This is a genomic window from Campylobacter concisus (assembly GCF_003048595.2).
Classification (GTDB): Bacteria; Campylobacterota; Campylobacteria; order Campylobacterales; family Campylobacteraceae; genus Campylobacter_A; species Campylobacter_A concisus_L.
This window is the reverse complement of the sequence record NZ_CP049270.1, coordinates 1423258-1442571: the sequence shown is the minus strand read 5'-3', so window position 1 is coordinate 1442571 and position 19314 is coordinate 1423258. Positions and strand designations below refer to the sequence as shown.

The following is a 19314-nucleotide window of genomic DNA, read 5'->3' as shown; positions in this document are numbered from 1 at the left end:
GGAGAAAAAATGAGGCAGAAGCACTTTGAAGTGGTAATTATCGGAGCAGGCATTAGTGGAACGGCGCTCTTTTACGAGTTGGCTGCATTTAGTGATATAAAAAAGGTTGCACTTTTAGAAAAATATGACGGCGTAGCTACTCTAAATTCAAACGGCAAAGGTAACTCACAAACCATTCATTGTGGCGATATCGAGACAAACTACACGCTAGAAAAAGCAAAAAAAGTCTCTCGTGTGGCAAATATGCCAGTAAAATATGCCCTAAAATACAATCTTGATGGCAAATATATGTTCGCTCATCAAAAAATGGCACTAGCTATCGGAGATGCCGAAGTAGAGCGCATGAAAGAGAGATATGAGAGTTTTAAAGAGCTTTTTCCTTACCTTGAAATTTATGACAAAGAGAAGTTAAAACAGATCGAGCCAAACGTCGTTTTTGACGCAAATGGCAATGAGAGGCCAGAAAACATCATCGCCATAGGCACGCAAAATGGGCAGTTTACGACAATGGACTTTGGTGGCTTAGCAAACTCACTTGTGCAAAATGCCATAAATTTAGGCGCAGATGGCTATGAGATCAGTCTAAACTCAGAAGTGACTGATATAAAAAAGGCGGGCGATACATTTCACATAAAGATAAATGATGGCGAAGTGATCACTGCAAACTACGTTGTAGTAGATGCTGGAGGACACTCGCTATTTTTGGCTCACAAAATGGGTTATGGGCTTCATCTTAGCACGCTGCCCGTTGCTGGAAGCTTTTATTTCGCAAAAAAACGCCTGCTAAACGGCAAAGTTTATATGGTGCAAAACGATAAGCTACCATTTGCCGCGCTTCATGGCGATCCAGATATCTTAGCTAACGGCAACACTCGCTTTGGACCAACAGCTCTAGTCATACCAAAACTAGAGAGATACCACGGCTGTTCAAGCTTTTTTGACTTTTGTAAATGCCTAAAATTTGATAAAAACGTCTTTGAAGTCTTTACAAATCTCTTAAAAGATAGCGACATCAGATCTTATATTTTAAGAAATTTCTTATTTGAAGTGCCATTTATCAATAAAAAAGAATTTGTAAAAGATGCTAGAAAGATCGTGCCAAGCCTAAGTGAAAACGATCTGAGCTATGCTATAAATTTTGGCGGCGTAAGACCGCAAGTTATTGACCGTAATAAAAAGTGCCTTGAGCTTGGCGAGGGCAAGATAAGCACAGGCGAGGGCATAAGTTTTAATATGACTCCAAGCCCTGGGGCTACGAGTTGCTTTGAAATAGCAAGAACTGATATGATCGAAGCCTGTAAATTTTTAGGTAAAAATTTTAACGAAGAGAAATTTAACGCTGAGTTTTTTGGATAAAAATGGGAGTGTTTGATATTTTTAAAAAAGGTGCGGATATGCCAAAAACAGCACAACAAAGAAAAGATGAGAGTATAAAAATTTTAAAAAAAGAGGGTGTGGCTGTGCTTGAGAGCCTGCCACTAAGGTATGACAATAGTGAAGTTACGCCAAGAAGCGTTGATGAGATCATTGCTCGTGCGGTTTGCTCATTTACGGCCATTATGTGTGCTTGCACTATCCGCGACAATGGCCACCTAAGTGAAGATGAGATAGCCTGGGCTAAAGACTTTTTGGGCGATTTTTATGGTAATCTAAGTGTAAAAGAAAAAGAGGTCGTAGAGGGCAGGGCTGATATAAATTTGGCCGTAAATATGGGCTGGAAGTATGAGTCGCTTTGGATCTTGCTTTGGGCGCTTGGCATAGCTGAAGATATCGGTGAAATGGATAAAATTTGCGACTGTGATTTTGTAATGGATGTCTTTAAAGAGGGTGGGCTCAAAAACCGCTCAAAACTGCGCAGTTTAGATGAAATTTTAAGCAAACTTGACCTAGTTTATCGCTACCACTGGGCATGTGTGGACGCAAGGATAAACGGTAAAAAGGTTGCTGGACTTGACGAAGAGGTCGTTATGGAAAGACGTGCAGGGCTTGAGTGGTTATGTTGCAAAGGTTGGGAAAATGACGATTTGAAAGCTGAATTTAACGCTTGGGACTACCCTGATCTAAATACGTAAATTTATATTTTTGCACTAAAATAAGCCAAAAATGAAAGGAAAAATATGAAAATTTTAGTAACTGGAACAGCTGGATTTATAGGATTTCACCTTGCAAATGCCCTAGTAAAAAGGGGCGACGAGGTTGTCGGATATGACGTGATAAATGACTATTATGACGTAAATTTAAAGCTCGCGCGCCTAAAAACGGCTGGCTTTGAGACTAGCGAGATAGATTATGGCAAGCTTATCGTCTCAAAAACGCATCCAAATTTAAAATTTATAAAAGCAGATCTCGCTGATGAAAAGACAATGAAAGAGCTTTTTGCCAAAGAGAAATTTGACGTAGTGGTAAATTTAGCCGCACAAGCTGGCGTTCGCTACTCGTTAATAAACCCAAAAGCTTACATTGATAGCAATATCACGGGCTTTGTGAACATCCTCGAGTGCTGCCGTCACAATGAGATCAAAAATTTAGTCTATGCAAGCTCTAGCTCGGTTTATGGTCTAAATGAAAACATGCCGTTTTCTACGCATGAGGCGGTAAATCACCCTATAAGCCTATACGCAGCGACTAAAAAGAGCAACGAGATGATGGCACACACTTATAGCCATCTATTTAACGTGCCAACGACCGGACTTCGCTTTTTTACGGTGTATGGACCATGGGGACGCCCTGATATGGCACTATTTTTGTTTGTTGATGCTGCGCTTAAAGATAAGAGCATCGATGTTTTCAACTACGGCAAGATGAAGCGCGACTTTACCTACGTGGACGACATCGTAAAGGGTATCATTAAATGCATAGACAACCCTGCTAAGCCAAATCCATCTTGGGATGCTAAACACCCAGATCCTGCCACTTCAAAAGCGCCTTTTAAGGTCTATAATATCGGTAACAATAGCCCAGTCGAGCTCATGGACTACATCAAGGCAGTTGAGATAAAGATCGGCCGTGAGATCAAGAAAAATTTTCTCCCACTTCAAGCAGGCGACGTGCCAGCAACATTTGCTGATGTGAGTGATTTGGTGGCTGACTTTGACTACAAGCCAAATACAAAAGTAAACGACGGCGTGGCTAAATTTGTCGAGTGGTATTGCGAGTTTTACGGAGTTAAAATTTAAGGAAAGCAGATGAGGCGATGTGAATGGGCCAAAGGCGAGCCTGACATAGCTTACCACGATAATGAGTGGGGCAAAGTCGTAAAAGATGATAGAAAATTTTTCGAAATGATAGTTCTGGAGGGCTTTCAGGCGGGACTTTCGTGGCATGGGGTGCTTCAAAAAAGAGAGGCTATGAGAGAGGCGTTTGATGGCTTTGATCCAGAGAAGATCAAGCTTTACGGTGAGGACGAAATAGCGAAATTTATGCAAAATGAGAGGTTGATCAGAAACCGCTTAAAACTAAAATCGCTTTCTGTAAACGCCCTTGCATTTTTATCCGTAACCAAAGAATTTGGCAGCTTTTACGAGTATCTGTGGGGGCATTTGCTAAGAAAATTTGATCCCAAATTTGACGGCAAACAGATCATAAATCACTATCAAGATGTCAAACAAGTGCCAGCTACTACGCCTATGTCGGACTTTGTGGCAAAGGAGCTAAAAAAGCGAGAGTTTAAATTTTTAGGCTCTGTTAGCACCTATGCTTTTTTGCAAAGTGTGGGCGTTGTAGACGATCATCTGGACTATTGTTTTTGCAAGGTAAAAGCCTGATCAGAATAATTTTTGCGGTTTTACTCCTTTTAAATTTTGCATTTTCTCTTGACTTGCTGCGCCTTAGCGAGTATAAAGAGCAAAACGTCTCAGGCTGGCTGGCTAGCGAGAAGCTTGATGGTGTGCGTGCCTACTGGGACGGAGAGAATTTACTCTCAAGGCAGGGTAAAAAACTGAATGCACCGCTAAGTTTTACTAAAAATTTCCCAAAATTTGCACTTGATGGCGAGCTTTACGCAAAAGAGCTTAAATTTGAAGAAATTCAAGCTACCGTGATGGATAAGCTGCCAGACGAAAAGGCATGGAACAGGCTAAAATTTCACGTTTTTGATGTGCCTGAGGCGAGTGGTGGCTTGCTTACCAGACTTGAAGTTTTGGCTAAATTTCTAAAAAATGAGCCAAATCAAAATTTGATCATCATAAAACAGATAAAAATGCGTGATAATGCCCAGTTTTTAAAATTTACAGAGGATATTATTGTAAAGGGTGGAGAGGGAGCAGTCGTGCGTGAGCCAAATGCGCCGTATGAGCGAAAACGAAGCAAAAATGCACTTAAATTTAAGAAATTTACAGACGCCGAGTGCGAGGTAGTCTCCATAAATAAAGGCAGCGGCAAATACGCTAATCTTGCTGGCTCGCTCACTTGCAGGGCGCTTGGCGGCAAGGATGGCGAGCCAAAAGCTGGCACTATCTTTAAAATAGGCTCAGGACTAAGCGACGAGCAACGCACAAATCCCCCAAAGATAGGCTCCATAATCACATATAAATTTCAAAATTTAACCTCTAATGGCAAGCCAAGATTTCCTATATTTTTGAGGGTTAGAGAGGATTAAATTTCATTCAAAGGCTTGCTTTACTTTTGCTTTACCCTATTTTTGATAAAATTAACCACTTTTTATGAAAGGCTTAAACTTGAAGATTTTAATAACAGGTGGTGCTGGATACATCGGCAGCCACGTAGTAAAAGCACTTTTAAAACAAGGCAAGGATGAGATAACCATCATCGACAATCTCTGCAAAGGCTCACAAAAAGCACTTGACGCACTTAAAAAGATAGGAAATTTTAAATTTATAAACGCAAATTTAGAGGATGATCTAAGCGAAATTTTTGCAAACGGCAAATTTGATGCGATCATCCATTTTGCAGCGTTTATCGAGGTCTTTGAGAGTATGAGTGAGCCACTAAAATACTATCTAAATAACACCGCAAACGTCGCAAGAGTACTAAGATACGCAAAAACTTACAATGTAAATAAATTTATATTTAGCTCAACTGCCGCAGTTTACGGCGAGCCAGACGTGGCAGAAGTAAGCGAAACAACGCCTACAAATCCGATAAATCCATACGGCAGAAGCAAGCTTATGAGCGAGCAGATCATCAAAGACTACGCCGCTTCAAATAAAAATTTTAAATTTGCGATTTTACGTTATTTCAACGTGGCAGGCGCAGACGAAGATGGGCTTATCGGTCAAAACTATCCAAATGCCACGCACCTTATCAAGGTGGCTGTGCAAACTATACTTGGCAAGCGCGAGAGTATGGGTATTTTTGGTGATGACTACGCGACAAAAGATGGCACATGCGTAAGAGACTACATTCACGTTAGTGACCTAGCAGATGCTCACATTAGCGCACTAGAGTATATTGGTAAAAATGGCAGCGAAACTTTTAACGTGGGATATGGCAGAGGATTTAGCGTAAAAGAGGTCATCGAAACTGCAAAAAAAGTAAGCGGAGTAAATTTTAAAGTGCTAAATGCGCCAAGAAGGGATGGCGACCCAGCTATCCTTATCTCAAACGCAAGTAAACTGCGCTCGCTAACAAGCTGGAAGCCAAAAAGAGACGATCTAGCGCTCATCATAAAAACCGCCCTTGAATGGGAAAAGAAAATTTAAGGATAAGCATGAAAGTAGCTGTGATTGGAACCGGATACGTTGGACTAGTGAGTGGTGCATGCTTTGCTAAAATGGGCAACAGCGTGATCTGCGTCGATGTTGATGAAAAAAAGATCGAGGCACTAAAAAACGGTGTCGTGCCTATATATGAGCCAGGCCTTGCTGATATCGTGAGCGAGTGCTACAAAAATGGTTCGCTTAAATTTAGTACGCAGATAACTGAGGCGCTAGAGCATGCAGATGTGCTATTTATCGCAGTTGGTACTCCTATGGGCGCTGATGGACAGGCGGATTTAAAATATGTCCTCTCGGTGGCAAAATCTATCGGAGAAAATTTAAGCAAACCGCTAATCGTAGTCGATAAATCAACCGTTCCAGTGGGCACTGGAGCTAAGGTGCATGAGGTGATCGAGGCTGAGCTTAAAAAGAGAAATATAGAGGTTAAATTTGAAGTCGTTTCAAACCCAGAGTTTTTAAAAGAGGGTGCGGCAGTTGAGGACTTTTTAAAGCCAGATCGCGTAGTTATCGGGGCTAGTAGTGAGTGGGGCTTTAGCGTGATGAGAGAGCTTTATGAGCCATTTATGAAAAATCATGACAGGCTCATTTGTATGGACGTAAAGTCAGCCGAGATGACAAAATACGCTGCAAATTCGATGCTGGCAACCAAAATAAGCTTCATAAACGAGATAGCAAATATCTGTGAACGCGTGGGCGCTGATGTAAATTTAGTAAGAAAAGGTATCGGCAGCGACTCGAGGATCGGATATAGCTTTATATATCCCGGCTGCGGATACGGCGGTAGCTGCTTTCCAAAAGACGTCGAGGCGCTTATCTATACCGCCAGACAAAATGGCTTTGAGCCAGAGCTTTTAAATGCGGTCGAGTCAAGAAATAAGGCTCAAAAAAGAGTGCTGTTTGAGAAAATTTATAACTTTTTTGGCGGCGATCTAAAGGGCAAGACAATTGCGTTTTGGGGGCTTGCGTTTAAGCCAAACACAGACGATATGCGCGAGGCTAGCTCGATAACATTGATAAAGCTTTTAGACGAAGCTGGCGCAAAAGTGGTGGCATATGATCCTAAATCAAGCGAAGAAGCTAAAAAATATATACCAAATTTAGATATAAAATATGCTAAAAATAAGTACGATGCGCTTGATAACGCCGATGCTATGGTGCTTGTGACTGAGTGGAGCGAGTTTAGATCGCCTGATTTTATGGAGATTAAACAAAGGTTAAAAAATGCTGTCATATTTGACGGACGCAACCAATACAATGCTAAAATTTTAACCGAACACGGATTTAAATATTTCCAAATCGGAGTAAAGGCATGAGAAAAATTTTACTTTTTATCGCAGCTTGTATGCTGCCGTTTACGCTTTTGGCGAACGAAAATGCGGCGAAAATCGAGGAAAATATTTTTGAGCTACCTATCTCAAAGATGCCGCCTGATTATTTTAAATACGAAGTCGCATTTTTTAAAGAGATAGAAATCGACTGCAACTTCGCCTTTTTGCTCGGCGGAAAGCTTAAACAAAAAGAGGACGCGCGCGGAATTTACTATGAATTTAGCGGCGGTGACGAGCTAGCGCAAACGATGATGCTCTGCAAGGACGGAAAGAAAAAGAGGCGGGTTTATTATGAATTTACTAAAATTTTACCAGGCGTTAGCCCTATTAGAATCATAACTCCAAAAGGTGTAAGTGCGGAAATAAGAATGTATGAACGCGTAAAAAAGATAGAAGCAAAAAAAGAAAGGAAAAAGTAAATGAAAATAGCAGTAGTAGGACTTGGATATGTTGGACTTCCACTAGCAGCAGCTTTTAGTGAGAAGTACGAAGTAGTGGGCTTTGATGTGAATGCAAAACGTATAGAAGAGCTTAAAAGTGGCTACGATAGAACGCTTGAACTTAGCAATGAGCAGATGAAAAAAGCGATCGATAATGGCATGAAATTTAGCCTAAATTTAGATGACATTAGAAGTTGCAACTTCTTCATCGTGACCGTCCCGACTCCGATAGATAAAAATAAACGCCCTGATCTAACTCCAGTTGTAAAAGCGACTGAGAGTGTGGCAAAAGTGCTTAAAAAAGGTGACATCGTTGTTTATGAAAGCACCGTTTATCCAGGCGTTACAGAAGAAATTTGCGTACCACTTCTTGAAAAAAGTGGGCTTAAATTTAACAAAGATTTCTTCTGCGGCTACTCACCAGAGCGTATAAACCCAGGTGACAAAGAGCATACTGTAACTAAGATCAAAAAGATCACAAGTGGCTCAACTCCAGAGATCGCTGACAAGGTTGATGAAATTTATCGCTCGATCATCACAGCTGGCACTCACAAAGCTTCAAGTATCAAAGTAGCCGAGGCTGCAAAGGTCATCGAAAACACACAGCGTGATATAAACATCGCCTTTATAAACGAGCTTGCGATGCTTTTTGAAAAGCTTCATATCAACACCATTGACGTGCTTGAAGCTGCTGGCACGAAATGGAATTTCTTAAATTTCCGCCCAGGTCTAGTTGGTGGTCACTGCATCGGCGTAGATCCATACTACCTCACTCACAAAGCTCAAGAGGTAGGCTATCATCCTGAAATGATCCTAGCAGGCCGCCGTATCAACGATGATATGGGCAGATACGCAGCTGATCAAGTGATAAAACTAATGATAAGAAAAGGCGTGCTTATCAACAAAGCACGCGTGCTTGTCCTTGGTATGACATTTAAAGAAAACTGCCCAGATATAAGAAATTCTCGTGTTATAGACGTAGTTGATGAGCTAAAAGACTTTGGCTGCAAGGTTGATGTGACCGATCCTTGGGCTGATAGCGCTGAGGTAAAACACGAGTACGGCTTTGATCTAGTAAAAGAGTATAATCTAGATGACTACGACTGCATAGTGATTGCCGTAGCTCACAATGAGTTTAAAAAGCTAAATTTAAAAGGTCATTTAGTTTACGATATAAAAAATATCTACCCAGAGGCTGACGCTAGGCTGTAAGGAATTTAGTGCACAAAGTAAGCGTAAATTGTAAAATTTTACTTATATTTCTGGCTGCTTATCTGTTTGGATTTGCGGCTAGGATACTCTGGGTATTGTGGGCAAAGGAGATGCCAGAGTTTTACTTTAATGGCGAGTTTATGCTTACGACAAATGACGCATACTATTACGCAGAGGGTGCTAGAGATATGCTGGCTGGCTTTCATCAGCAAAATGACTTTAGCCCCTTTAATCACCCAATCTCAACTATAGTTTTTTATATTTGCAAAATTTTACCTTTTAAGATCGAAAGCGTGATGTTTTACATGAGCGTCTTTTTAGCTCCACTTATCGCACTTCCAGTTGTTTTGATATCAAATGAGCTTAAGGCGCTAAAAGCTGGGGTTGTGGCAGCGTTTATGAGTGTTATCTTGCCAAGCTATCTTTCAAGGACATCGCCTGGATATTTTGATAGTGACATGTTAAATGTCACATTTGCGCTTTTTATTATCTATTTTTTGATCAGGCTTTTAAACACAAATGAACAAAAATTTATTGTTTTGCCTGGAGTATTTGTGTCGCTTTATCTTTGGTGGTATCAAAGCTCATATGCACTTATTTTAAGTATTTTCTTTATGTTTTTACTATATACGCTAGTTTTTATGCGAGATAGATTGCAAAATTATCAAGCGATATTTTTTATGTTTATAAGCATCGTAAGCTCAAATGCTTTTACTAAAGATCCACTAATAGCAAATAAAATTTTGGTTTTTAATTTAGCAGTTATTGCCTTATTTTTCTCTCTTTTTTGCAAATATAAAAATTTACTCTCAGCTAGAAAATTAGCCATTTTTCTTACTTTAATGCTAGCTATTTTTATCTATTTTGGTGGTTTTGATTTCATTACTTCAAAAATGGGTATTTATGTTTTTAAAGGCAATGAAATTCTTAGCGATAAATTTCACTTTATAAATGAGTATAATTTCATCAGCGAAGTAAAAAGTGCCAGTCCTTTGTATTTTATCTATTTCATGTCGGGAAATATTCTTATATTGCTGGCAGCTATTATTGGATACTTGCTACTTTGCTTGAAATTTCGTCCATTCTTACTTACATTGCCAATGCTTGGACTTGGACTCCTATCTTTCTTTGGTGGAGTTAGATTTGTTATGTACGTAACACCACTTGTTGCGCTTGGTTTTGGGTATTTTTTGCATTTTTTTTTAAATTTATTTGATCTTAGAAATTCTATTAAAAATTTATCACTTTTGGTTTTTGTCGTAGCCACTCTTGCTATAAATTTAGATTTTGCTTATTTATATAGGCCAAACACTGTGATTAACCATGATGAAGCAGTGGCGCTTGATGAACTCAAAAAGGTCACAAAGCGCGATGATTATGTATTTTCGTGGTGGGATTACGGGTATGCCATAAGATATTTTGCTGATGTTATGACTTTAAACGATCCTGGTAGACAAGGTGGCGAAAATAATTATTTTGTTAGCCTTGCTTTGAGAAAAGATGAGGCATTTTTGGCTAGACTTGCAAGAGTGGCAGTTACGTATAATGACATCTCGCTTGAGCAAAATATAAGGCCAATAGATAAAATTTTAAAAGACTACAACACAAGCAATATAAATACTTTTTTGAGTCAGCTTGAAAGCGAAAATTTCACTCTGCCAGCTGCAAAAAAAGATATTTTTTACTATCTTGTACCAAATATGATTGACATCGTACCAAATATCTTTAGATATAGCTATATCGATATTACAACTGGTAAAAGGCAAAAAGAGTATTTTTATCATGTTAGTGCATTAAATGGCGTTAGCGAAGCTGGTATCGACCTTGGAGATGGCTATACTTTGCCTACAAATGAACAAAAATTTATCATACATAACGGTGAGAAAATAGCCGTAAAATCATTTTATAAAGTAAAAGGTGCCGGAAGAGATTTGCGAATAGATGAAAAAATCATAGACGAAAACGCCAAAATTTATGTCATTTTTTTGGAAGATTATGCGCGGATATTGTTGCTTGATGAAAATGCTTTTAACTCATCTTTTGTACAGCTTTTTATATTTGAGAAAGCTGATGAGCGATACTTTGAGCCATTTATTATTTCAAGTGGCGTAAAAATTTACAGGTTAAAGGTCTAATGCTAATCAATCTAATAAGCTCAATCGTCGTTTTTGTCGTATCTATGGGCATAAATTTCTTTCTTACGCCATTTATCTTAAAAAGCCTTGGCAACGAGGCATTTGGCTTTGTAGGTCTTAGCAACGCCATCGTTAGCTACGCAGCGGTCGTAAGTGTGGCGATAAACTCGGTTAGCGGGCGCTTTGTCGCTCATGCGTGGCACAAAAAGGATCTAAACCTTGCAAACACCTACTACTCATCGGTGCTTGTTGTAAATATCTTTTTTTGCGCCGTTGTTGTGGTGCTAAGCTCCATTTTCATACTAAATTTGCAAAGCTTTTTAAATGTCCCTGAAAATTTGCTATTTGATGTGAGAATAACCCTTGTCTTTTACTTTATAAATTTCTGCGTTGGGCTATTTAACGGCGTTTTGACGGTCTGCGCTTTTGTGACAAATAAGCTCTACCTACTCTCCATTAGAAACGCCATCTCTAGCGCGATCCTAGCGATCCTCATCGTGGCGCTCTTTTTCTTTTTTAAGCCATTTATCTCATATATTGCTATTTCGGCGCTTGTGGCTAGCCTTTTTGTCTTTTTTAGCACTATTTTTATGTCAGCTCGCATCACGCCAGAGCTAAAATTTAGCCTTAGTAAATTTGACTTTTCTAAGATAAAAGAGCTTCTAAGCTCTGGCATTTGGAACAGCTTTAATGCGCTAAATCGCATACTTTTAACGGGCATGGACCTATTTATTTGCAATATTTTCGTAAATGCAAACGCCACAGGACTTCTTTCAGTTGCCAAGGCCGCTCCTATCATACTTGAGAGTTTTGTAGCGCAGCTTAGCGGTATCTTTGCGCCAAAATTTGTCGAGCTTTACTCTAAAAATTTGATCACGGACCTCATAAAAGAGGCTAAATTTTCAATGAAGGTGATCGCCTTTGTGATGAACGCTCCAGCCGCATTTTTTGTCGTTTTTGGGCTGGATTTCTACACGCTTTGGCTACCTTTTAAAAGCGTAGATGAGGTCAAATTTATCTACAACGTCTCGATGATCACGCTAGTGCCGATTGTGTTTATAAGCTTTGTTTTTTCGCTTTTTAACCTTGATAGCGCGACAAACAAGCTTCGCCGACCAGCCATTGCCAACACTATCCTTGGCGTTAGCACGATTATAGCACAGATCGCACTGCTTAAATTTAGTGACTACGGCGTTTATGGCATCGTCATCGTCGCAGCCATTTTTTATAGCATAAGAATTCTTGGCTTTGACCTTATAAACGCTGCTTTAAATTTAGAGGTAAAGCTCACCACATTTTATGGAGTTTATTTTAAAAATTTAGCCGTTTTTGCGCTCTGTGTGCTTGCGATGTTTGCCTGCAAGGACTTTGTGAGCTTAGATAACTGGCTAAAATTTGTTATCTTTGCTGCGATCTACGCCAGCGCAGCTTATGTTTTGGGATATTTCTTATTTTTTAATGGCTTCGAGAGAGGCATAGTTTGGCGTAAAATTTTAAAAAAATTTAAAAGGTCTTAAATGGATGAAATTTATCTGATCTCTTTGGCAAAAGATACCAAAAGGCGCGAGCTTTTACAGCAGAAATTTGGATTTTATGATAGCTTTAAGCTAATAGACGCAGTTGATGGTAGGGAACTAAACGCGAGAGAATATTACAAGATCATTTCGCCATCATTTAAAGCTTACGGCAAGGTTTTAAGCCCAGCAGAGGTTGGCTGTTCGCTCTCGCATGTTAAGGCCTACGAGGCATTTTTGGCGAGTGAAGCCAAATTTGCCCTCATCTTTGAAGATGACGTGATAGGAGATGATCAGGCCATAAAAGAGGCCTTTTTGGCAGCTAGTAAGATGCCAGAAAACAGCGTGCTGATATGTGGCATGCAAGATGGGCTAGAGGGCAGATTTAGCGCCTTTGGCAAAAAGGTGGATGCTAGCCTAAGTAGGCCGCTTTGGCAGGTCTCAAAGCACTCATTTTCGAGCATTTATAGAGCAGGGGCTTATGTGCTAACTAAAAAAAGCGCTAGAAATTTGCTTGAAATCCACAAAAATGCGCTTTGTACGACCGATGTTTGGGACTATTTGCTTGGCGTTAATGATATGCAGATGTATTTTTGCGACCTTTTTGCGCACCCAACCGATCTAAGTGGCTCAAACATCGAGGGCGAGCGCCTTGAGAGAGGATATAGCGCAAATTTAAAGGCCTATATCAAGACAATTAAATTTATACTTTTCTCACGGCTTGAAAAGCTTCAAGGCTATGAGAGAATTTTTAAAAGGGGCTAAATGAGCGAGCCATTAATCAGCATCGTAACCGCAACTTATAAGCGTCCGGAGCTTTTAAAAAAGGCCATAAAAAGCGCCCTAGCTCAAAGCTATAAAAACTTAGAGATCATAGTAACAGATGACGGCGATGACGAGAGTGCGAGTGAAATTTGCAAGAGTTTTAACGACGCAAGGATCAAATTTGTAAAAAACACCACTCACAAAAAGAGCCCAAATGGTAACAAAAATAACGGCTTTGACAACGCAACAGGCGAGTTTGTCTGCTTGCTTGATGATGACGATGAGCTTTTACCAGAGGCGATTGCTTTGTGCTATGAAATTTTAAAAAGTGGCGAGTATTCGTGCGTTTTTGCAGACGCGATCTGCGAAAAAGATGGCGTGATGACTGAGGTGATAGCTGGCAGGAGTCCATATAAGCAAAGCGGGGTGATGAGTAAGGTTGATTATCACTGCGGGCGGATAAATGGCGAGTATTTTAAGCTTTTTTCGCGTGAATTTATAGACGGCTTTAGATTTGATGAGAGCAGTTTTGGTGGCGAAAATGAGCTTTATATCCGCTTTTTTGAAAAAAATGTCTTCTATCTTAAAAAGCCACTTTACATCTACCGCATCGCAAGAAGCGATAGTGCTACGCTAAATGCCAGCAAACACGCGTTAAGCGTCGCAAACGCTTACATCAAAACGGCAAATATGCACTACGACATCGCTATAAAAAATGAGCCAAAATTTCTAGCTATCCAGTATAAAAATGCCGCTTACTACGCCAAAATAGCAGGCGAATATGGCCTTATGCTAAGGTGTATCTTTAAAAGTCTTAGCATTAAATTTAGTAAAGAGGCGTTTATTTTTTTGCTGCTTAGTCCGTTTCCAAGTGGCATTTTACCGGCACTCTCAAAGCTACGTGTAAAGGTCAAGCAAAGGTTTGGCATATGAAGATATTATTTGTCACATCAACACTTAGAAGTGGTGGTGCGGAGCGAGTTTGCGCGGTGATCGCATCACGATTTAGTATGGATCATGAGGTGAGCCTTGTTAAATTTGACAAAGATGAGCCATTTTACGAGCTGGCAAGTGGAGTGGAGCTCATAAATTTAGGCGTTGGGGCTGATGAGCTTGGTTTTTTTGGAAATTTAAAAAAGAGAGTTTCAAAGATGCTTGCTTTAAGAGCGCTCATAAGAGAGGGCAAATTTGACGCTGTGATATCTTTTTTAGACGCCGTAAATACCTTGGTACTCTTTAGCTCAGCTGGGCTAAAAACGCCTATAATCATAAGCGAGCACACAAACTATCTTGCGCCAAAAAGGGCGATCTTTAAGGTGCTAAGACGCATAAGCTACCCATTTGCAAATGCACTTAGCGTCTTAAGCGACGAGGATCTTGGCTACTACTCTAAATTTTGTAAAAATGTGATGAAAATTTACAACCCACTCTTTAAAGATATGTGCAGTGAGAGCTTTACGAAAGAAAATTTAGTCATCTTTGTTGGCAGGCTAAATAAGATAAAAAACTGCGAAATGTTTGTAAGAGTGGCTGCAAGCTTAAAGCAAAGCGGCTATAAATTTGCTGTCGCTGGAGATGGTGGCGAGAGGGCAAATTTAGAAAATTTAGCCAAAAGCTTGGGCGCTGATGTAGAGTTTTTAGGCAACGTTAGCGACATCGCCTCGCTTTATAAAAGGGCAAAGGTGCTGCTTTCTTGCTCAAATTTCGAGGGTCTTGGAAATACCTTGATAGAGGCGATAAACTATGACTGCGTGCGGGTTGCGACAAGGACTAGTGGGGCAAAAGAGCTTATAAAAGATGGTTTTGATGGCTTGCTTTGTGAGATAAATGATGCTAGGCAGATGAGCGAAAAACTTGCAAATTTGCTGCAAGACGAGGCAAAGATGAGTGAATTTAGCAAAAACGCAAGAGCTAGACTTGATGAGTTTAGCGTGGAGCAAATTTATAAAAAATGGCTGGAGCTTTTAAGGCTTGGAGGTGTGAAGTGAAAATTCTTTTTATCATCGCCGCACTTAGAAATGGTGGAGCCGAGCGTGTGCTAAATGTGCTTGCAAATAAGTTTTGCAGGGACAACGAGATCACTATCGCCTTGCTTGAAGAGGACTTTGGATTTTATAAATTTAGTGAAAAGATAAATATCATAAACCTTAACGTCACTGGCTCAGGTGTGGCTTTAAAATTTAAGAAAATCCTCGCCCTTAGAGCTCTTTTTAAAGAGCAAAAGGCTGATCTAATAATGAGCTTTATCGACTGGACAAACGTCACTTGCGCGATCGCAAATGCTGGGCTAAAAAGCAAACTAATAGCAACCGAGCACCACGAGCATAGCTACTTAAAAAGCAAAATTGCAAGCGCTATGCGTGATCTTAGCTACCGCTTTGTCGATGGCTTAAGCGTGCTAAGCAAAAGCGACTACGACTACTATAAATTTGCTAAAAATTGCGAGGTCATTCACAACCCACTTTTTATCGACGTGCCTGAAAATTGCGAGAAGCAAAACGTCATCTTAAGCGTGGCGAGGCTGGAGGCAGTAAAGGGCTATGATGTCTATTTTGAGGCGCTTAGCAAGGTGGATAAGAGTTTGCTTGAAGGCTGGGAGATAAAGATCGCAGGCACTGGCAGGCAGGAGGCCGAACTGAAGCAAATGGCGTCAAATTTAGGGCTTAACATCAAATTTTTAGGACATATGAGCGACGTCACAAAGCTTTATAATGAGGCAAAAATTTTTACTCTTAGCTCACGAAGCGAGGGGCTTTCAAACGTGCTAATCGAATCAGGTGCTTTTGGTTGCGCTAGGCTAAGTAGCGACACCGTGGGCGCAAGAGAGCTTATAAATGACGGCATAGACGGGCTTATCTTTAAAAATGGCAACAGCGATGATCTAAAAGATAAGCTTGAGATGCTTTTAAAAGATGAAAATTTAAGGCAAAAATTAGCAAAAAACGCCAGTAAAAATGCAAATTTATTTAGCAAAGAAAATATCATTAAGCAGTGGCGAGAATTTATAAAAAAGGTTGTTAGCAAGTGAAGAAATTAGCCGTTTTTTTATACTCGATGGGGCCTGGTGGGGCTGAGCGAAATGTGGCAAATTTACTGCCGTTTTTGGTCAAACGTTATGAAGTTCATCTCATCCTAATGAGCAAGGTCATCGCCTATGAGATCCCAAGTGAGGTGCAGATCCACTTTATAGAAAATAGCGATCCTTATGAAAGTGGGCTAAAAAAGCTTGCAAGGCTCTTTTTGGCGATGCCAATGCTTGCCTTTAAGTATAAAAAGCTTTGTCAAAACTTAGGCATAGACACGCAGTTTGTGCTGATGAACCGCCCTTGTTATATTGCTGGGCTTGCTAGAATTTTGGGCTTTAAAAAAAGGCTAGTTATCAGCGAGCGAAGCTGTCCGTCGATCTTATATAAAGACGATCTAAGCGGGCGAGTTAATAAATTTTTACTCACTCATCTTTATAAAAAAACTGATCTAATTCTTGCAAATGCAGCTGGCAATAAAGAGGATCTGGTGCGAAATTTTGGCATGAGCGAGGCAAAAACAAAGGTGCTTTATAACGCCCTTGATCTAAAAACTATAAATTTGCTAAAAGATGAGCCGCTTGAGAGTGGTTTTAAGCCATTTTTCATAAACATAGGTCGCCTTGATAGCGGTAAAAATCAAGCCATGCTGATAAAAATAATCTCCTCTATTAATGACCCTCGTGCAACGCTTGGCATTTTAGGGAAAGGGCCTTTAAAGGATGATCTACAAAATTTAATCGACAAGCTTGGCGTGGGTGAGCGAGTAAAGCTCCTTGGCACTGATAAAAATCCTTTTAGGCACATAAAAAACGCCTCTTGCTTACTTTGCGCTTCGCGTTTTGAGGGCTTTTCAAATGTCCTTTTAGAGGCACTTGCATGTGAAAAAACTATCATCTCGACTGAGCATAAAAGCGGCGCAAAGGAGCTTTTGGGCGAGAGTGAGTTTGGCATTTTGGTGCCAGTTGATGACGAAAATGCGATGAAAGAGGCGATGATAAAGGTGCTTAATACGCCTGAAATAAGGCAAAATTTTGAAAATATTGCGTATAATCGGGCTAAATTTTTTGATAGTGAAAATATAGCGAGCAAGCTTATAAAATTTTTGGAAAATCCTAATGAATAGAAATTTGTTTTTTAAAAATTACTCTTTATACTTGATGATATTTATCGCAGTCCTTTTTAGTGTGATTTGTAGGCTTTACTGGGTCTTTTGGGCGAGCGAATATCCAATATTTTTCTGGAACAACGAGCTGATGATCAGCACAAACGACGGCTACGCATTTGCCGAGGGCGCAAGGGATATGCTGGCTGGCTTTCACCAAGAAAACGACCTTAGCTACTACGGCTATCCGCTCTCGACGCTTACTTACTGGATCGTGAAATTTCTGGGCGTCAAGCTTGAGACGGCGATGATTTATATGAGCGTATTTTTCTCATCGCTAGTGGCTGTGCCGGTCATCTTGATCGCAAATGAGTATAAGCTCAAATTTGCTGGCTTTATCGCCGCACTTCTTGCAGTGGTCGCAAATAGCTACTACAACCGCACTATGGCAGGCTACTACGATACTGATATGCTCATCATCCCACTTAGCGTCTTTGTCGTTTGGGGACTTGTTAGGGTGCTTGAGAAAAAGGACGCAAAGAGCCTAATAATCGCACCCTTAAGCGTGCTTATTTATATGTGGTGGTATGCGAGTGCGTTTTCGCTTATTAGTATTTTAACTGGGCTATTTTTACTTTACACGCTCATTTTTGATAGGAAAAATCCACTTTTTTATCTTGAAATTTTACTGCTTTTACTTGCCATTTCAAACCTTGATCTATCACTTAAATTTGGTGTGATATTTGCATTTTATGCACTTTGCCTCTTTAAAAAAGAGGTGATAAATTTAAAAATTGCTTTTGGCATTTTGGCAGTTGTTTTTATTGTTTTTGTAATTCGTGGCGGACTAAATCCGATTATTTTTCAGCTTAAATTTTACGTTTTTAGAGATGCGCCTGAAGTTGGAGGCATGAGCTTTCACTTTTTTAATGTCAATCAAACCATCCAAGAGTCAAGCATCGTTGATTTTATGCTATTTTGCGAGAGGATCAGCGCAAATGTCATCACATTTTTGATCTCACTTGCTGGTGTTGCTCTATTTTGCTTTAAAAACCGCTCATTTGCCGTCTCACTTGGCATGCTGGCACTTGGCTTTTTGGCATTTAAAAGTGGCCTTAGATTTACTATTTATGCTGTGCCTATCATGGCGCTTGGATTTGGCTATTTGGTGGAGTTTATACTTTCAAATTTAAAGCTAAAAGGTGCGGTGCTAAATCTTGCGAGAGCCTTTATAACCGTGTTTGCTCTTACTCCAGCGCTCATTCATATCTATGGTTACAAAGCTGAGCCGGTTTTTGTACACAAAGAGGTTGAAATTTTAAACAAGCTAAAAAGTATCGCAGGACGCGAGGACTACGTGGTTGCGTGGTGGGACTATGGATATCCGATCAGATATTACAGCGATGTTAAGACGCTCATTGACGGTGGAAAGCACCTTGGACGCGAAAATTTTGCCGTGAGTTTTGCGCTTGGAAGCGATGAGATAAGCTCAGCAAATATGGCAAGGCTTGATGTTGAGTACACAGAGAGAAATTTTAAAGAGAGATTTAATGGCAATTTGGCTCAAATTTTAAAAGAGAGAAATGCAAGCATCGATCAGTTTTTTAGCGATATAAAAGAGGCAAATTTTAGCTTGCCAGCAAAGACAAGGGATATTTATTACTATCTTCCAGATAGGATGCTTGGTATTTTTCCGACCATTTTGCAATTTAGCAAGATCGATCTAAAAAGCGGTAAAAATTTAAACAACGGCCTTTTTATCGTCACAAGAGCGATCTCTCAAAATGAAAATGGCATTAGACTAAATGGTGGATTTACGCTCACAAGTGATGTCACAAATTTAATCTATGATGGCAATATCTTGCCTCTTAAATCTTTCATAGAGACTGATTATAACGAGGCTGGCAAGCTAAATGTCAAAGAGTATAAAAATAACGAAAGCTCAAATATTTCTGTCATTTTTATGAGAGATTATGGTAGGTTTATCATCCTTGATGAAAGTATTTTAAATAGCACTTATATACAGCTTTTTGTGCTTGAAAGGTACGATCCTAAGGTCTTTGAGCCAGTCATACTTGATGGGGCGGCAAAAATTTATAAACTAAAGAGGTAAA

The 19314-nt window shown here is 39.9% G+C and carries 17 protein-coding genes; all 17 read left to right on the top strand.

The window, feature by feature from the left end; translation table 11 throughout:
• The first annotated feature begins 9 nt into the window (after positions 1-9).
• The 17 genes from CVT15_RS07260 (at position 10) to CVT15_RS07180 (ending at position 19313) form a co-directional block, all read left to right on the top strand.
• On the top strand, positions 10-1356 hold the full coding sequence (locus tag CVT15_RS07260) for an FAD-dependent oxidoreductase (protein WP_103576922.1): 1347 nt from the start codon (positions 10-12) through the stop codon (positions 1354-1356).
• Positions 1357-1358: 2 nt separating this feature from the next.
• Entirely contained in the window at positions 1359-2072 is a 714-nt protein-coding gene (locus CVT15_RS07255) for a DUF4272 domain-containing protein (protein ID WP_103576923.1), read from the top strand.
• Positions 2073-2117: 45 nt separating this feature from the next.
• Positions 2118-3176 carry an NAD-dependent epimerase gene (locus tag CVT15_RS07250; protein ID WP_107898315.1) on the top strand — a complete coding sequence of 353 codons (1059 nt, stop codon included), beginning with the start codon at positions 2118-2120 and terminating at the stop codon, positions 3174-3176.
• Between the two features lie 9 nt (positions 3177-3185).
• Positions 3186-3764: a DNA-3-methyladenine glycosylase I gene (locus CVT15_RS07245; RefSeq protein ID WP_103576925.1), complete on the top strand. Its 579-nt coding sequence runs from the start codon at positions 3186-3188 to the stop codon at positions 3762-3764.
• Positions 3764-4597, top strand: coding sequence for a DNA ligase (locus tag CVT15_RS07240; protein ID WP_103576926.1), 834 nt, complete (start codon positions 3764-3766; stop codon positions 4595-4597). Before CVT15_RS07245 ends, CVT15_RS07240 begins: the two co-directional genes overlap by 1 nt.
• Positions 4598-4676: 79 nt before the next feature.
• Positions 4677-5660, top strand: a complete 984-nt coding sequence (galE, locus tag CVT15_RS07235) for a UDP-glucose 4-epimerase GalE (protein WP_087586188.1) — start codon at positions 4677-4679, stop codon at positions 5658-5660.
• 8 nt (positions 5661-5668) lie between these two features.
• A complete protein-coding gene (locus CVT15_RS07230) occupies positions 5669-6991 on the top strand; it encodes a UDP-glucose dehydrogenase family protein (RefSeq protein ID WP_103576927.1) in 1323 nt (440 codons plus the stop codon).
• On the top strand, positions 6988-7425 hold the full coding sequence (locus CVT15_RS07225) for an ecotin family protein (protein ID WP_087586190.1): 438 nt from the start codon (positions 6988-6990) through the stop codon (positions 7423-7425). The genes CVT15_RS07230 and CVT15_RS07225 overlap by 4 nt, the downstream gene beginning before the upstream one ends.
• Entirely contained in the window at positions 7426-8658 is a 1233-nt protein-coding gene (locus CVT15_RS07220) for a nucleotide sugar dehydrogenase (protein ID WP_087577543.1), read from the top strand. It begins immediately after the preceding gene.
• Between the two features lie 8 nt (positions 8659-8666).
• The gene (locus tag CVT15_RS07215) at positions 8667-10793 is read left to right on the top strand and encodes an STT3 domain-containing protein (RefSeq protein WP_107898314.1); all 2127 of its coding nucleotides are present in this window, start codon (positions 8667-8669) and stop codon (positions 10791-10793) included.
• Complete coding sequence (locus CVT15_RS07210) at positions 10793-12310, top strand: MATE family efflux transporter (RefSeq protein ID WP_107898313.1); 1518 nt, start codon at positions 10793-10795, stop codon at positions 12308-12310. The genes CVT15_RS07215 and CVT15_RS07210 overlap by 1 nt, the downstream gene beginning before the upstream one ends.
• Positions 12311-13072, top strand: a complete 762-nt coding sequence (locus tag CVT15_RS07205) for a glycosyltransferase family 25 protein (RefSeq protein WP_103577160.1) — start codon at positions 12311-12313, stop codon at positions 13070-13072.
• Positions 13073-14005 (top strand): glycosyltransferase family 2 protein, encoded by a 933-nt coding sequence (locus tag CVT15_RS07200; RefSeq protein ID WP_103577159.1) that lies wholly within the window; start codon positions 13073-13075, stop codon positions 14003-14005.
• On the top strand, positions 14002-15060 hold the full coding sequence (locus CVT15_RS07195) for a glycosyltransferase (protein WP_103577158.1): 1059 nt from the start codon (positions 14002-14004) through the stop codon (positions 15058-15060). The genes CVT15_RS07200 and CVT15_RS07195 overlap by 4 nt, the downstream gene beginning before the upstream one ends.
• On the top strand, positions 15057-16100 hold the full coding sequence (locus CVT15_RS07190) for a glycosyltransferase (RefSeq protein ID WP_103577157.1): 1044 nt from the start codon (positions 15057-15059) through the stop codon (positions 16098-16100). The genes CVT15_RS07195 and CVT15_RS07190 overlap by 4 nt, the downstream gene beginning before the upstream one ends.
• A complete protein-coding gene (gene pglJ / locus CVT15_RS07185; protein ID WP_103577156.1) occupies positions 16097-17221 on the top strand; it encodes an N-acetylgalactosamine-N,N'-diacetylbacillosaminyl-diphospho-undecaprenol 4-alpha-N-acetylgalactosaminyltransferase in 1125 nt (374 codons plus the stop codon). The genes CVT15_RS07190 and pglJ overlap by 4 nt, the downstream gene beginning before the upstream one ends.
• A complete protein-coding gene (locus CVT15_RS07180; RefSeq protein WP_107898312.1) occupies positions 17214-19313 on the top strand; it encodes an STT3 domain-containing protein in 2100 nt (699 codons plus the stop codon). The genes pglJ and CVT15_RS07180 overlap by 8 nt, the downstream gene beginning before the upstream one ends.
• Position 19314 lies beyond the last annotated feature (1 nt).